Annotated in this window: 16 protein-coding genes; 10 read left to right on the top strand and 6 right to left on the bottom strand. The window is 52.1% G+C overall.

The window, feature by feature from the left end; all coding sequences use genetic code 11:
- Nucleotides 1-19: 19 nt before the first annotated feature.
- The gene (psbD, locus tag RHH53_RS07930; RefSeq protein WP_206199695.1) at nucleotides 20-1,078 is read right to left on the bottom strand and encodes a photosystem II D2 protein (photosystem q(a) protein); all 1,059 of its coding nucleotides are present in this window, start codon (nucleotides 1,076-1,078) and stop codon (nucleotides 20-22) included.
- 294 nt (nucleotides 1,079-1,372) lie between these two features.
- Between psbD and RHH53_RS07925 the strand changes: the two genes are divergently transcribed.
- Genes RHH53_RS07925 through tsaE form a run of 5 tightly spaced genes read left to right on the top strand, consistent with a single transcriptional unit; the run spans nucleotide 1,373 to nucleotide 4,945 of the window.
- Nucleotides 1,373-2,149 carry a WecB/TagA/CpsF family glycosyltransferase gene (locus RHH53_RS07925; protein ID WP_310453381.1) on the top strand — a complete coding sequence of 259 codons (777 nt, stop codon included), beginning with the start codon at nucleotides 1,373-1,375 and terminating at the stop codon, nucleotides 2,147-2,149.
- On the top strand, nucleotides 2,146-2,868 hold the full coding sequence (gene ftsE / locus RHH53_RS07920; protein ID WP_310743639.1) for a cell division ATP-binding protein FtsE: 723 nt from the start codon (nucleotides 2,146-2,148) through the stop codon (nucleotides 2,866-2,868). The genes RHH53_RS07925 and ftsE overlap by 4 nt, the downstream gene beginning before the upstream one ends.
- A complete protein-coding gene (locus RHH53_RS07915; RefSeq protein ID WP_310743638.1) occupies nucleotides 2,837-3,745 on the top strand; it encodes a permease-like cell division protein FtsX in 909 nt (302 codons plus the stop codon). Before ftsE ends, RHH53_RS07915 begins: the two co-directional genes overlap by 32 nt.
- A gap of 48 nt (nucleotides 3,746-3,793) precedes the next feature.
- Nucleotides 3,794-4,486 carry a magnesium protoporphyrin IX methyltransferase gene (gene bchM, locus RHH53_RS07910; RefSeq protein WP_310743637.1) on the top strand — a complete coding sequence of 231 codons (693 nt, stop codon included), beginning with the start codon at nucleotides 3,794-3,796 and terminating at the stop codon, nucleotides 4,484-4,486.
- A complete protein-coding gene (gene tsaE / locus RHH53_RS07905) occupies nucleotides 4,487-4,945 on the top strand; it encodes a tRNA (adenosine(37)-N6)-threonylcarbamoyltransferase complex ATPase subunit type 1 TsaE (protein ID WP_310743636.1) in 459 nt (152 codons plus the stop codon).
- Here the strand turns inward: tsaE and trmFO are convergent.
- Nucleotides 4,848-6,221, bottom strand: a complete 1,374-nt coding sequence (gene trmFO, locus RHH53_RS07900) for an FADH(2)-oxidizing methylenetetrahydrofolate--tRNA-(uracil(54)-C(5))-methyltransferase TrmFO (protein ID WP_310743635.1) — start codon at nucleotides 6,219-6,221, stop codon at nucleotides 4,848-4,850. The two genes, tsaE and trmFO, sit on opposite strands and share 98 nt — an antisense overlap.
- Before the next feature lie 2 nt (nucleotides 6,222-6,223).
- Nucleotides 6,224-7,627: a cation:proton antiporter gene (locus RHH53_RS07895; protein ID WP_206199689.1), complete on the bottom strand. Its 1,404-nt coding sequence runs from the start codon at nucleotides 7,625-7,627 to the stop codon at nucleotides 6,224-6,226.
- A gap of 157 nt (nucleotides 7,628-7,784) precedes the next feature.
- Between RHH53_RS07895 and RHH53_RS07890 the strand changes: the two genes are divergently transcribed.
- From RHH53_RS07890 to ndhM, 4 genes are all read left to right on the top strand, one after another.
- On the top strand, nucleotides 7,785-8,468 hold the full coding sequence (locus RHH53_RS07890) for a response regulator transcription factor (protein WP_206199688.1): 684 nt from the start codon (nucleotides 7,785-7,787) through the stop codon (nucleotides 8,466-8,468).
- Between the two features lie 46 nt (nucleotides 8,469-8,514).
- Nucleotides 8,515-9,876, top strand: coding sequence for a CHASE3 domain-containing protein (locus RHH53_RS07885; protein ID WP_310742721.1), 1,362 nt, complete (start codon nucleotides 8,515-8,517; stop codon nucleotides 9,874-9,876).
- A gap of 140 nt (nucleotides 9,877-10,016) precedes the next feature.
- Nucleotides 10,017-10,355, top strand: a complete 339-nt coding sequence (locus RHH53_RS07880; RefSeq protein ID WP_315863022.1) for a DNA-binding protein — start codon at nucleotides 10,017-10,019, stop codon at nucleotides 10,353-10,355.
- Between the two features lie 251 nt (nucleotides 10,356-10,606).
- Nucleotides 10,607-10,942: a photosynthetic/respiratory NAD(P)H-quinone oxidoreductase subunit M gene (gene ndhM, locus RHH53_RS07875; RefSeq protein WP_206199685.1), complete on the top strand. Its 336-nt coding sequence runs from the start codon at nucleotides 10,607-10,609 to the stop codon at nucleotides 10,940-10,942.
- Nucleotides 10,943-11,198: 256 nt separating this feature from the next.
- On the opposite strand, the gene RHH53_RS07870 is transcribed toward ndhM, so the two are convergent.
- The 3 genes from RHH53_RS07870 to RHH53_RS07860 all read right to left on the bottom strand — a co-directional run bounded on the left by RHH53_RS07870 (nucleotide 11,199) and on the right by RHH53_RS07860 (nucleotide 13,718).
- Nucleotides 11,199-11,369 carry a chlorophyll a/b-binding protein gene (locus RHH53_RS07870; RefSeq protein ID WP_011056299.1) on the bottom strand — a complete coding sequence of 57 codons (171 nt, stop codon included), beginning with the start codon at nucleotides 11,367-11,369 and terminating at the stop codon, nucleotides 11,199-11,201.
- A gap of 115 nt (nucleotides 11,370-11,484) precedes the next feature.
- Nucleotides 11,485-13,032: a serine/threonine-protein kinase gene (locus RHH53_RS07865; protein ID WP_206199683.1), complete on the bottom strand. Its 1,548-nt coding sequence runs from the start codon at nucleotides 13,030-13,032 to the stop codon at nucleotides 11,485-11,487.
- Between the two features lie 167 nt (nucleotides 13,033-13,199).
- Nucleotides 13,200-13,718: a hypothetical protein gene (locus RHH53_RS07860; RefSeq protein ID WP_302676232.1), complete on the bottom strand. Its 519-nt coding sequence runs from the start codon at nucleotides 13,716-13,718 to the stop codon at nucleotides 13,200-13,202.
- A gap of 245 nt (nucleotides 13,719-13,963) precedes the next feature.
- On the opposite strand from RHH53_RS07860, the gene RHH53_RS07855 reads away from it, so the two are divergent.
- Entirely contained in the window at nucleotides 13,964-14,782 is an 819-nt protein-coding gene (locus tag RHH53_RS07855) for a photosystem II manganese-stabilizing polypeptide (protein WP_206199681.1), read from the top strand.
- The last annotated feature ends 13 nt before the right edge of the window (nucleotides 14,783-14,795 follow it).

Raw genomic sequence — 14,795 nt, 5'->3', positions numbered from 1 at the left:
ACGAGGATACGATTAGGCTCTACAGAGCGTTACCACGGGGGAGTACCTCTTCTGGGAAGACAAAGTTTTCATGGGGTTGGTCTTGGGGCGCCATCCAAGCGCGAATGCCCTCGTTCAAGAGCAGGTTCTTGGTGTAGAAGGTCTCAAACTCAGGGTCTTCCGCTGCCCGAATCTCCTGCGAAATAAAGTCGTAAGACCGCAGGTTCAACGCCAGACCCACCACGCCAATCGCACTCATCCACAGCCCCGTCACGGGCACAAACAACATGAAAAAGTGCAACCAGCGCTTGTTCGAGAAGGCAATGCCAAAAATTTGGCTCCAGAACCGGTTGGCCGTCACCATCGAGTAGGTCTCTTCCGATTGGGTGGGGCTAAAGGCACGGAAGGTGCTGGCGCCTTCGCCATCTTGGAAGAGGGTGTTCTCCACTGTGGCACCGTGGATGGCACACAACAGGGCACCGCCGAGCACACCGGCCACCCCCATCATGTGGAAGGGGTTCAAAGTCCAGTTGTGAAACCCTTGGAAGAACAGCAGGAAGCGGAAGATGGCAGCCACGCCAAAGCTGGGGGCAAAGAACCAACTGGATTGCCCCAAGGGATACATCAAGAAGACGCTGACAAAAACGGCAATGGGGGCACTGAAGGCAATGGCGTTGTAGGGACGGATGCCCACCAAGCGAGCAATTTCAAATTGCCGCAGCATGAAGCCAATGAGGCCAAAGGCGCCGTGGAGGGCGATAAAGGTCCACAGACCGCCCAGTTGGCACCAGCGGGTGAAGTCCCCTTGGGCTTCGGGACCCCAGAGGAGCAGGAGGGAGTGCCCCATGCTGTTGGCGGGGGTGGAAACGGCAACGGTGAGGAAGTTGCAGCCTTCGAGGTAGCTGGAGGCGAGGCCGTGGGTGTACCAAGAGGTCACAAAGGTGGTACCGGTCAGCCAGCCCCCGAGGGCAAGGTAGGCGCAGGGAAACAGCAGGATGCCTGACCAGCCGACAAAGACAAATCTGTCACGCTTGAGCCAGTCGTCGAGGATGTCAAACCATCCCCGTTCTGCTGGCGCTCGTCCAATTGCGATCGTCATAAAACTCAACTCCGAAAGGAAGTGATAAAGGCAGATTCGTGAGGTAGCTCAATGGGACGATAAGAGCCAAGTTTACGAATCTTAATAACGACTCTAATCTAGCAAAGGCGTTTTGTGGTTTTCAACAAGGCATATCCCGTGGGATGACCTTGTATATCCGATATAGCCCTTTTCCAGACGACGGGGATCCACTACTGAAGCGTTCTCCTGCCCATCACGCTGTTTTGCGCAGAGTGTTCACTTGCTGTGAAAAGGGCTGTAAGATACTCGGTGTTTCTTGTGCTCAATTTCCCTATGGGTTACCCCCTTGTGATGCCCACCATTCCCGCAAAAGTCTCAGTTTTCGGATTTCCCCTTCATTTGGTGGACAACGCTCCTGAGTGGCTGCTAATGCAACAGCGGGATGGCCATGGTCAGCACGTGATCACGCTCAATTCAGAGATGGTGATGCTGGCGGAGCGAACACCAGAGTTTGCTGATGTTTTACACCGTGCTGATTTGGTGATTCCCGATGGATCGGGGGTCATTCTCTACCTCAAGTTGCATGGCCTCTCGGTGCGCCGTCTGCCGGGGATTGAATTTGCCGAAGCCCTCCTGCGACTTGCCAATGAGGCGCCCCAGCCCAAGCGGGTCTTCTTCTATGGGGCAGCGCCGGGGGTGGCAGAAAAAGTGGCTGAGCGCTGGCATCGAGAGTTGCCCAACCTAAACATTATTGGTGTGCAGTCAGGCTACCACGATGCCGATACAGAGGTTGCTCTCATTGAAACGCTAAAGGAGACACAACCCCACATTATTTTTGTGGCTTTGGGAGTTCCCCGTCAGGAATATTGGATTGATCGCCATCGTCACATTTGTCCAGAGGCGATTTGGGTTGGCGTGGGCGGTAGTTTTGATGTGTGGGCAGGGGTTAAAAAGCGAGCACCCAAGCTAATGCAAAAACTCCATCTAGAATGGCTCTACCGTCTGTATCAGGAACCGTGGCGCTGGCGGCGGATGTTGGCTTTGCCCCAATTTGCATGGAAGGCGCTTCTAAGTCGTTTGTATGGGCGACAGCGTTTCTCGTCCCGATGACAGCAGTGACCCCAGTGTTACCCCCCTGCGAACCCACCTCTGAGGGGGTAATCGTTGCAGAACTGTGGCAAGTCACGAAGTCCTTTGGTGGCACTTTGCCCTGCTTACATCGCGTCAATTTACAACTGCGACGGGGAGAGTTTTATTTTCTCACGGGTGCTTCGGGGTCGGGTAAATCCACCCTCTTAAAACTCCTCTGTGGCCAAGTTCGCCCAGATCAGGGCATAGTTCGCCTCTTTGGTGAGGAAGTCAATCCCCAACAGGATCGACGGATGGCACAGTTGCGGCGGCGCTTGGGGGTAATCTTTCAAGACTTTAAGCTGCTGGGCGATCGCTCCGTGGCAGACAATGTGGCTTTTGCGCTGCTGGTGCGCGGTATTCCCAAAGCAGAAATTCAGCAGCGGGTACAAACGGCGCTCAAACTGGTGGGCCTGAGCCACAAAGCCAATGCCAATCCCCAATCTCTATCGGGGGGAGAGCAGCAGCGGGTGAGCATTGCTCGGGCAATCGTTGGTGGGCCTGAGCTATTGCTGGCGGATGAACCCACGGGCAATCTGGATCCGCAAACCAGCCAGCAAATTCTTGCCCTGCTCCATCGCCTCCATCAACATGGGCTAACGGTTCTCTTTACCACCCATGACTTAGCCTTGACTCGCTTAGTCCCCCATCGGATTCTCCATTTGCACCATGGCAAACTTGAGTCCCTTACCCACCCTTGACTTTTTGCTTCCAGAAGTGCGCCGCAGTCTCTGGCGCGGTGGTTGGCTCAATGGCGCAGCCGTTATTGCTGTGGCCGTGACGCTCTTTATTTTTGGTTGGGGCTGGCAAGTGTCGCACCTCCTTGGCGCTAGTGTCGAGTCCTTGGGCAATCGGCTAGAAATTACGGCCTATGTGTCGCCTGAACTTCCCGCAGCCAAAATGGCCAGCCTTAAGGAGCAGTTGGCGGCATTACCGGGGGTAGCCGACTTCACTTGGATTGATCGCGATCGCGCTTGGGCACAATTGCAAGCTGATTTAGGCCTCAAAAGTGAACAGGGTGGCTTAGCCCTCTTTGACACCAATCCCCTCAGCGATGAAATCAAGATCCGCGCCCAAAGCCTCGAACAGGTGGCTCCCCTAGCCAGCCAAATTGCCCAAAAGGAAGGCATTGAGTCGGTGCAGTATCTTGAGCGTGCCCTAACGGGCCTGCAAAGTGTGCAGCGGGTGGTGCGGGCAGTCACGTTCATTTTGGTGCTGCTCCTGAGTTTAACGGTAGTTGCCTTAGTGAGCGCCATTTTACGGTTGATTATCCTTGTGCGCCAACCTGAAATTGAGATCATGACATTGGTGGGCGCCACCCAAACTTGGATTTATACCCCCCTATTTATTCAAGCCGCTAGTCTAGGTGGCGGCGGTGGTTTACTGGCGTGGATAGTTGGCTGGGGCAGTAGTCAACAGCTTCAGCAGTGGTTAACCCAACAGGCCAGTTTTCGCGCTCTTGCCAGCAATGTTTCCCTTGAATGGTCGCTGGGCTTGGGGGTGTTCCTGATCATCATTGGGGTAATTTTGGGGCTAGTGAGTACCCGATTGGCACTGCCAACCACCTCTCAGCGGTAGGCGGCTATGCCACAATAAATGGGGCAATGACGATTGATTCTAAGGGCTATGGCACAATTGACGGCTGACGAGAAAGCAATTGTTCAAAATTATTTCAACACGACCGGCTTCGATCGCTGGCGGCGCATCTATGGCACGGATCAGGTCAGCAAGGTGCAAGCGGATATCCGCATGGGACACCAACAGACCATTGATACGGTACTAGCATGGCTCAAGGCTGATGGCTCCCTCAAGGGTAAACTCATTTGTGATGCGGGCTGTGGTGTTGGTAGTCTGAGCATTCCCCTTGCGGAATTGGGGGCACGGGTCTATGCCAGTGACATTTCCGAGAAGATGGTGGCCGAAGCCCGCGATCGCGCCGCTGCTCAATTGAATGGCCACCATGAACTCATCCTCAGTGTCAGTGATCTTGAAGCCCTGCGGGGACAATACCATACCGTCATCTGCCTTGATGTCCTCATCCACTATCCCGACAGCCAAATGGCAGGGATGCTAGCCCACTTGAGTTCCTTGGCGATGGAGCGACTGATCCTCAGCTTTGCCCCCAAAACACCAAAATATACGCTGCTGAAAAAAATTGGTGAATTCTTCCCCGGCTCCAGCAAGGCCACCCGTGCCTATCTCCACAGTGAGGAATTTATTGTGGGGATTTTGCGAGACTTGGGTTGGCGGATTGAACGCAATGCCATGACCAAAACCCGCTTTTACTTTTCGCGACTCCTAGAAGCAGTGCGCGCCTAGATGACGAACCTCAACCTCAGCTTGGCGGATCTGCAAGCCTTGGGGCGCCAGTGGGGGACATGGCTGCCGCCGGGGACAGTGCTCTTGTTAGCGGGGGATCTAGGGGCAGGGAAAACCACGTTTGTGCAAGCCTTGGGGGAGGGATTGGGCATTGCGGATGTCATCCAAAGCCCCACTTTCACGCTGATTCAGGAATACCCCGAAGGGCGTGTGCCCCTCTATCACTTTGATCTCTATCGCCTTACCCCCGCTGAAGTGGCGGAGTTGGCACCGGAACGCTATTGGCTTGGGGAAGAAATTGATCTCGGAATTGTTGCCATAGAGTGGCCCGATCGCCTGCCAACGCTACCCCCAGACTACCTTAGGCTCCAGCTTCAACGACAGCAGGATCGCACCTGTCTAACTCTAGAGGCTGTAGGGGCAGCGACATCGCTGTTGCCCAAATGCTTAAATCCCTAAGGGCGCGATCGCGATAAGCGGCATAGCGCAAGGCCTTTTGCCGAACGTTTTGCTCTAGGGGTGGCAGAATACCAAAGTTGGGGGGCATGGGCTGGAAGGTTTTGCTCTCCGCCGTACTGATGTAGTGGAAGAGGGCACCGGCCATCGTGGTTGGCGGCAATACCAAGGGTGGGAGTCCTTGTGCCAAGCGAGCCGCGTTCGTTCCCGCTAACCATCCCCCCGCCGCTGCTGCTGTATACCCTTCGGTACCGGTAATTTGACCCGCCGCCAAGAGGGTGGGGCGATCGCGAAACTGGAGACTGGCACTCAACAACTTCGGCGCATTTAAGAAGGTATTGCGGTGCATCACCCCCATGCGCACAAACTCCGCCTGCTCTAAGCCCGGAATCATCCGCAAGACTCGCTGCTGCTCGCCCCAGCGCAAATTGGTTTGAAAGCCCACCAAGTTCCACAGTTGACCATGGCGATCCTCTTGGCGCAGTTGTGCCACCGCATAGGGACGCTCTCCCGTACGCGGATCTCGCAAGCCCACGGGTTTCAAAGGTCCAAAGCGCAGCGTATCCACCCCCCGCCGCGCCAACTCCTCTACGGGTAAGCAAGCCTCAAAAAATTGAGCATTCTCACGCTCAAAGTCCTTCAAGGGTGCCTGTTCAGCTTCACAGAGAGCCTGCCAAAAGCGCTGATATTCCTCAGCAGTGAAGGGACAGTTGAGATAGGCCGCTTCCCCGCGGTCGTAGCGGGAGGCCAAAAAGGCCACCTCACGGTTAATGGACTCCCCAACCACAATTGGGCTGGCAGCATCGAAAAAGCTGAGGTAGTCCAGTCCGGTAAAGCGTTGGAGATCCGCACTCAGCGCCTCACTGGTAAGCGGCCCGGTGGCTAGCACGACAATCCCGGTCTCTGGTAAATGGGGGAGTTCTTCACGCCGCAATGTCACAAGGGGATGGCGTTCGAGGGTTTCAGTCAACTCACGACTAAACTGGGCACGATCCACCGCTAGAGCACCGCCGGCAGGCACTTGATGGCGATCGGCAGTGGCAATAATCAACGACCCGAGGGCACGCAGTTCATGGTGCAATAACCCCGTGGCGCGATCGCTGGCCTTGGCACCAAAGGAATTACTGCACACCAACTCTGCCAACTCCGCCGTATGGTGAGCTGGACTAGGCACATGGGGGCGCATTTCATACAGCACCACCGGCACACCCGCTCGAACAATTTGCCAAGCCGCTTCTGTACCCGCTAGACCACCACCAATGACCGTAATCGGTTCCATTGCTATCCTTCTGGGGGAGACTCCACTGCAACTTCTGAGCTGGGTAACGCCTCTGAGTCTTCTACCTCTGGCTTGAAGACCAAGCGCAACAGGGGTGGCGCAACGAACGTGGTCACAATCACCATGACGATAATACCGGCATCTAGAGCCTTCGAGAGCACACCGCTGGCCGACCCCACAGCCGCAAAAATCAAACCCACTTCACCGCGAGGCACCATACCAATGCCAATGGCCCAACGGTTAATTCCCGGCTGGCCAAAGACCGTTGCCCCTGTTACCACCTTACCAACAATGGCCACCAATACAAGGAACGAGGCAATGATCAGACCCGCACGATTGGCCGGTTCTAGGGGATTGAGAACGCTAATATCGGTGCGTGCGCCAACACAGACAAAGAAAACTGGCACTAGCATATCGGCAATGGGCAAAATCTGCTCCTCTAGCTCACGTCGTTTTTCCGTTTCCCCCAAGACTAAGCCAGCGGTAAAAGCACCGAGAATCGCTTCCAATTGCAGCATCACTGCCACATAACCAAGGACAAAGGCAAAGATAAGAGAGGGAATCAGTAAGTTGCCGCGCGTTGTCAGGCGATCGACCATTCCCAAAAAGAAGGGACTCAGCAGCCGCCCCACGACAACAGACCCCACCAAAAAGACTACAGAGCTAATGATCAAGTAGATCACATTGCTAATCTCGACCGTGCCCGTTTTGGCTAGACTGGCCACCACTGCCAGCACAATAATGCCGAGAATATCATCGAGAACGGCTGCCCCAATGATGATTTGACCTTCCGGAGAAGTAAGACGTTGAATTTCGGCAAGGACTTTGGCTGTGATGCCAATACTGGTTGCCGTCAGAGCCGCCCCTGCAAAGATGGCCGGTACCAAGTCCACATGAAACAGCGTCACGAGGCCAAGGGTTCCTGCTGTAAAGGGAACCACCACCCCGCCCACAGCAACGATAGCTGCCTGCGGCCCCACCCTCAGCAAACCCTCTAGATCGGACTCCAAGCCAATCTCAAAGAGCAGGATCATGACGCCAATTTCTGAGAGGACGGCAATGACCTCACTGGCAGTATTGGCAACCACCGTAGCCAGCGGGTCATCCATGCCGGTGGTCTGCTGAATAAACGTCGTCAGCACAGAGGGCTCAGTGGTTCCCCCTTCGGAAAAGACCAACAGGTGCAAGACCGAAATACCAACCACCACACCGCCCACCAGCTCACCCAACACCGGTGGAAAGTTAATGCGGGCACAAATTTCACCGCCCATTTTGCTCGCCAAGTAAATCACCACCAGACTCAGTAAAACAGCGGCCAAAATTAAAGGTGCTGCTTCCGCCAAGTTCACTGATTCTGCTGCCGCATTGGCAAAAAAGGGTTCAAACAGTAGCGCTATCAAAGGCATAGAAGCAAAGGCTCAAAACTCTTTAACTCAGTTAAGCATGCCTTCCCCTTTTGCTCAACCTGCCTCTGGCCTGAACCGAATCCTATTTCTTTCTGTCTAAATCAAGTTGGATTTCAGTCGGTTTATCATCGTTTTTTATAGCAGCGGTCACTCGATCATGCGCATTCTCTTTGTCGAAGATGACCCCCAGCAGCGACAGCCCATTTGCCTAGCACTGCAGCGGCAGGGCTACACCGTTGATACTGCACCCGATTTGAAAACAGCCTACTGGTTAATCCATGAGGTGGATTATGAATTGCTCATTTTAGATTGGCTTTTACCCGATGGTGAAGGCACACAGCTGTGTCGCTATTACCGCCAGCAGCAAAAAACCGCGCCAATTGTCTTTCTTACCGCAAAGGACACGACGGCGGATAAAGTCACTGGCTTAGATGTGGGTGCCGATGATTATCTCATTAAGCCCGTGGATCTATTGGAATTATTGGCACGCATCCGCGCCCTGCGGCGGCGATCGCCCCTCTGGCAGGGGGATGAACTAACCCTTGAGGGATTAACTCTCCACCTAGAGACTCGGAAGTTGAGCTATCAAGGTGTGGAAATTCAGCTTAAAAGTCGAGATTTTCAGTTGCTCAGCTACCTGATGCGCCATCCACGCCAAGTTCTCAGCTGCCAGCAAATTGAAAGTCAACTCTGGGAATGGGATAAATCCCCTGAGAGTAACGCGGTTGCTGTGCGAGTGAAACGGCTGCGGGAGCAATTGAAGCAACTGGGTGTAGAGCATTGGCTCAAAACCCACTATGGTAGTGGTTATTCCTTGAATCCCCAGCAAAATGTTTCTTAGGAAAGTAGTTGGATCAATTCGCTATCGTGCTGGCTTAATTATTGCCATGCCGATTATCTTTCTGTTCATTATTGTCGCGTCATTTATATGGTTGAAGCTAAACCTAATTGAAGATGATGAATGGGTGTTGCATACGCAAAAAGTACGACTAGAAACGCAAAAACTACTTAACTTACTGCTGGACTTGGAAACGGGTGTGCGTGGCTATAGCCTGACAGGCAGTCACCGCTTTCTGCAACCTTACATTGCGGCAAAATCTCGCATTGTTCCATCATTGGAAAAAATTAGAGAGCTGGTACAGGATAATCCTGAGCAACTTAAGGCTTTAGACTCAATCGAGGAAACCCTTCAGCAAAACATTCAGATTTTTGATCGTTATGTGTATTCAGAAAATTTTGCATCTATGACTCATTTAGTCAGTAAATCCAACCAAGAGCAGAATATTGATTGGAATAAAAGTCGGATTTTAATGGAAAGAGCACGGCAAAGCATTTACGAATTTTATAAAAATGAGGAGGTGCTGTTGGGCGATCGCCGGCGGCACCAAATTGAGTATCGAGAATTGGCATGGTCAATTATAATTGCTGCTGCCGTGATTGGTGGTATTGCTAGCTTACTCTCTGTTCGCTTGTTTTATCAGCTGGTTGCAGAACTAGAATCGCGCGAAAATTCCCTTAGGGAAAATAATGAAAAACTATCTGTTGTTTGTCATCAGCTTCAACGATTTACAGCCAATGCTTCCCATGAGCTAAGGGCACCTTTATCAGCAATTTTAAGTAATAGTCAACTGGCTCTAATGATCTTAGAAGAAGAGCTGCAAGATGACAGTGAATCCTTTACAACTGTGCAGCAAAACTTAAACAACATCTGCCAGATTGCAAAACAAATGGCCAATTTAGTCAGCGATCTGCTGTTTTTGGCTCGCCATGAAGGTCAGTTGGCCAATTGCCAATCGTTTAATGCCCATGCGCTGATTAAGGAATTAGCTGAAGAGTGGCAGCAGCCCATGGATGACCAAGGGATTACATTTGTGGTTCAACTCCCTGAATTGCCCATCATGGTAAAGGGTGACTTTTTGCTGCTCAAGCAAGCAATTGCAAATCTTTTGAGGAATGCCTGCGCCTATACCCCCCAAGGTGGCAAGGTGAAATTGGAAACTCAGTCAACGGAGCGCGAGGTTCAAATTGCTGTTGTGGATACGGGGATCGGCATTCCAGAAGCTGCCCTGCCCCATGTCTGCGAGCGCTTTTATCGCATTCATCAAGGTCAGAAACAACCGCAGGGCTTTGGTTTGGGGCTAGCGATCGTCAAACAAATTGTTGATGCTCATCAAGGACAGCTGCAAATTCACAGTCGCGTGGGGGAGGGAACAACGGTGACCATTACCTTACCCCCAAGCGGACGTTGACGGACGTTGACATAGTTCTGTCATTTTTTTTCCTTAATCTAGGGATTGAAGCATTGAGGACACAGAAGATGGTTAGGAAGTATTTATGGGCTTTGGGTATGTCTCTTTTTGTAGGTACTACGGGCGTTTTGATGCCACCGATGGCTCAAAGTGTTGCCCAGTCGGTAACTCCGATTCGTAATTTAGGCAATGTCTATGGCATTACCATTCGCGGCACCGTACGCAGTGCGGTTGGCAATCATTTCATTCTCGACGATGGCACGGGTCAAGTCATTGTGGATGCCGGTCCCCGTTGGTTTCACCAAATCAATCTCCAGCCCGGCGAAACCGTTACAGTTGTCGGCAAATATGATGATTATGACTTTGACGCCTTTCGCATTACCCGCGCCAATGGCGAGGTGATTAACATTCGTCCCCATGGTGGACCTCCCCCCTGGGCGGGTGGCCGGCGACGCTGGGAGCAACGACAGGCACGTTAGGAGGAAGCCCGTTACCACATAGGCGGCTGGGAAATTTTGTGAGGTAGCTAAAAATCTGGATGGATAGAGGGGGCAATTGCCCCTTTTATGTTCAGCTTTTAGCGATCGCTAGCCAAAATCAGCCTAGAATCCAGCCTAGTTCTATTACGGATTCTTGGGTTAAGGCATGAGTTTTTCGAAACTTTCCGCGCAAGGATTCTTGGTATAGTAGAAGCGTTTACGAACTACGGTTCACTCGTCATTGGTTAGCCATGCTACTGAAGTCTACAACACGCCACGTTCACATCTATGCCGGCCATGTGGTTGATGGGGAAGTTCATCCTGATACAGAAACGCTGACGCTGAATGTGGATCCCGATAACGAGTTGGAGTGGAACGACGCCGCCCTAGCGAAGGTGGAAGCCAAATTTCAGGAGTTGGTGGCAAATGCCGCTGGCGAGGACTTGACGGAATATAATCTGCGGCGCATTGGCTCGGACTTGGAGCATTTTATTCGCTCTTTGCTGATGCAGGGGGAAATTGGCTACAACCTCAACAGTCGTGTGCGCAACTACAGTCTGGGGATTCCTCGTGTGAATCACTCCTAGATTTATTCATCCTCAATTGCGGATTATTTAACAGGTATTTTGACAGCGGCATTTCCCGCTACAGTCCTGACCTATTGGGATGGATAGAGGGAGTACAATCCTCTCTGCTAGTCGCTTTCACGGTTTTGAAGGTGTGCTCTCTTTGTGGAAGGCGCTGTGTTTGCCTTGTAGTACCGCTGAATTGGCCAAAAAAAAGAGGCCATTACTGACCTCAAAATGACACTTTGACCGCTGAAAATTGGGAGAGAGTTAAGGTCTAGAGGAGACCCCAGAAGTGAAGCACGCCTTGTTTGGTGATCAGTTCTGTGAGTAGCGCCGCCACAAAGCCGATCATGGCGAGGCGACCGTTCCAAATTTCAGCTTGGGGGGTGAATCCAAAGACCCATGCGTTGCGATCTTCAGCTTTGATGGTTTTGGTATCTTCCATGGTTTTGACTCCTGATCGAACCCTGTACCCTCACTGTAACAATTCTTTACTAATTCCGCAACATCTCTTAATATATTTTTCTCTATTGCTGTCCTAGAGGGCGATCGCGATATCCCTAATCAATGACTGTGGCCATCTTCACGTTCTCCAGCTTGGCGAGGATTTGCGGCTTGTAGTTTTCAAACTCTGCTTTGAGGAGATTACGGCTCACAATCGCTGGGGCAGAACTGGGCAAGCTTTTACTGGTTTGCAGCCAATCCCGTAGCAGTTGCCGCTGGAAGGTAGCGATCGTAAACATGCGGACATTGATGCAGTGTTGCGGATCCTCAAGGGAGAAAAAGAGCAGCGGATAGTAGCCGGTCTCCGAGAGCAAAACGCAGAGTTCTTGGTTGCGTGGCAGTTTCATATCCAAATAACAGGGCAACCAGCGGGGCCCTTGCTTGGGATCGTAGATGGCAGTAATCCAGAGGATCATCGGGTGGGGACTGGTGGTAAAGAGAAACTGGTTGTAGCGAATATTGAGCATGCGCCGATCAATTTCTGGGCGAGGCAGCATCACCCACAGCGAGGCGGCTGATTCCCGCTGTGCATACAAAGGCATCGGAAAGACAATTTCCGCTACGGGTTTATCGGCAGGCCAAACACTTTGCCAGCAGACTTCTTCAACCGTTGCAAGGGCAACAGGCGGTTGAGACTGGCGTTCTGAGGGTTGAGAGACTTTTGCAGCGACCTCTACCCCCGGCTGGGTGACTCGACTACTCCCAAACTGTTCCTCAAGGGCTGTTAAGACCTTGATAATTTCACCGACGTTTTGGGGGCGATCGCTGGGGGACTTGGCCATGCAGGCCATGATCAGTTCCTCAAGGACAGGAGGAAGATACAACCCTGGACTGGCCACATTGAAGGGCACTGGCTTTTGGAAGTGGTGTGCCTTAAACCAACTGCCAATGGAGTGGGTGTCCGCCTGAATGGGCATCTTGCCGGTGAGTAGCTCATACATGGTGATGCCAAGACTGTAGATATCCGAGCGGTGATCCAACTCTCGCCCTTCAATTTGCTCTGGGGAACAGTAGGCCAAAGTGCCCATAAACGACGAGGTTTGCCTTTTTTCAGAGACATCCCCCAAAAATTTGGCAATCCCAAAATCCAATAGCTTCGCAAGTTCCCCCATCGTGCCATCCTGAATCACAAGGACGTTGCTAGGTTTAATGTCACGGTGAATAATGGGGCATTTTTGGCCTTCGATGATAATTCCCTCATGGGCTACCTGCAGACCAAGGCACATATGGCGTGCAATTCGCAGAAATCGGCTTAAGGGCAGGGGTTCTTCTAGGAGCAAATCACTGAGGTTTTCGCCTTCCAAAAATTCCATGACGTAGAAGGGAATTTCCTCGTTGTTCATGCCGTAGTCGAGCACCCGCACCACGTGCATACTTTTCTGACCGAGGAGAGCACCCGCGCGCGCTTCTTGGGCAAAGCGGGTTTTCATGCGATCGTTGAGCAGGGTTTGCGACAGGAATTTAACGGCAACCGGAACGCCGCCAAGGAGAATGTCCTCTGCCCGATACACCCGCCCCATTGAGCCTTTGCCAATCAGCTCCGTCAGCTGGTACCGATTCATCAGAATTTGGCCAATGTTGGTATCGCGGTGCGGTTCTGACATAGTTGCCTCAAGGGGAAATCGGCTGGCGAGGTCGCAAACAGGGAAGCATTGTGTTGCTAGGTCGCTATGGTTATACGTCTATTATCTCTAGAGTCTTTAGGTTCTGTTTGATCCATTGGGGCGATCGCTCTCCCCTAATCCATAGTTTCTTAAGCCTTTTTAGGGTTCTAAGCATTAGGAACGCCTAACCAAGACATCAATGACGAACTGGTAATCTGAATCTCTTTATCGAGATCGGGAACGGGAATAAAGACCACACCGCCACTACAGGAAATTTCCCCCACCGATCGCCACTGATTCGCGGTATAGATATGGACATAATTAACTGCGCCCCGTCGCCAACTGCGCCACATCTCACTGGCAGCACAATCATAGAGTTGATAGCCTTCGGGAATGGCGGCACGGGTAAAGGGCACCAGTTGTGCCTTATTTTGAGCGAGATCAGGGAAGAATGATCCATGGGTCAATGCTTGTCGCAAAGATTCCCACGCATCGCAGTAGCGCTTGACCATGATCTGCGGTTGACCATTCTCACTTTTGCCCGTGGCAATGACGCCCGCTTTGTTGTCCACCAGTTGCCAAGTCCCTAAAACCGATTCAATGCGATAGTTGGGATTTGAGGCAAGGCTCTCAGCCCCATTGACAACATCGGCAACAAAAACAGCAAACAACTCGCTGTCATCCATGAACTCCCTCCCGCTCCTGCTTTTTTATAGTTTACTTTGCCGCTCCAGTCGGAGAGAGGTCGGTCATTGTTTTTGCTCTTGTGAAATTAAAATATCTGCGAAAATTTCCTTTCTGAGGCGATCGCAAAGCTCCGTATAATCATGGATTGATAAGGTAGTTGCATGGCTGCCTTCACTGGACTCTTACGCAGGGGTATCTCCCACACTCTGACTGCTTTGAGATGCTTTGACTTCTGAGGTTAACCATGAAATATCGCATTTTAATGGCGACGCTGCTGGCGGTATGTTTAGGGATTTTTTCCTTGAGCGCCCCCGCCTTTGCCGCAAAACAGACTTTAACCTATGACGATATTGTCGGCACTGGTCTGGCCAACAAGTGCCCCACGCTTGATGATACGGCACGCGGTGCCTACCCCATTGATAGCTCCCAAACCTATCGCATTGCCCAACTGTGCTTACAGCCCACGACATTTTTGGTCAAGGAAGAGCCTAAGAACAAACGCCAAGAGGCCGAATTTGTCCCCACAAAACTGGTGACCCGCGAAACCACGAGCTTGGATCAAATTCAAGGGGAACTCAAGGTCAACAGCGATGGCAGCCTCACGTTCATAGAAGAGGATGGGATTGATTTCCAACCAGTGACCGTGCAAATGCCCGGTGGCGAGCGTATCCCACTGCTGTTTACGGTGAAAAACTTGGTGGCGAGCACTCAGCCCAACATTACTAGCATCACCACTTCAACGGATTTCAAAGGGGAATTCACCGTTCCTTCCTACCGCACTGCCAACTTCCTCGATCCCAAAGGACGGGGCTTGGCCTCTGGTTATGATTCGGCGATCGCCATTCCCCAAGGTAAAGAAGAAGAGCTGGCTCGTGCCAACGTCAAACGCTTCTCCTTGACCAAGGGTGAAATTTCTCTGAATGTGGCGAAAGTGGATGGCCGCACGGGTGAAATTGCTGGCACCTTTGAAAGTGAGCAACTCTCCGATGATGATATGGGTGCCCACGAACCTCACGAAGTGAAAATTCAAGGGGTCTTTTACGCCCGCATCGAACCTGCCTAGGATCGACCAGTCC

Source organism: Thermosynechococcus sp. PKX82, assembly GCF_031583255.1.
GTDB lineage: Bacteria > Cyanobacteriota > Cyanobacteriia > Thermosynechococcales > Thermosynechococcaceae > Thermosynechococcus.
The sequence above is the reverse complement of the archived record's forward strand: the minus strand, read 5'-3'. Positions and strand labels throughout refer to the sequence as shown.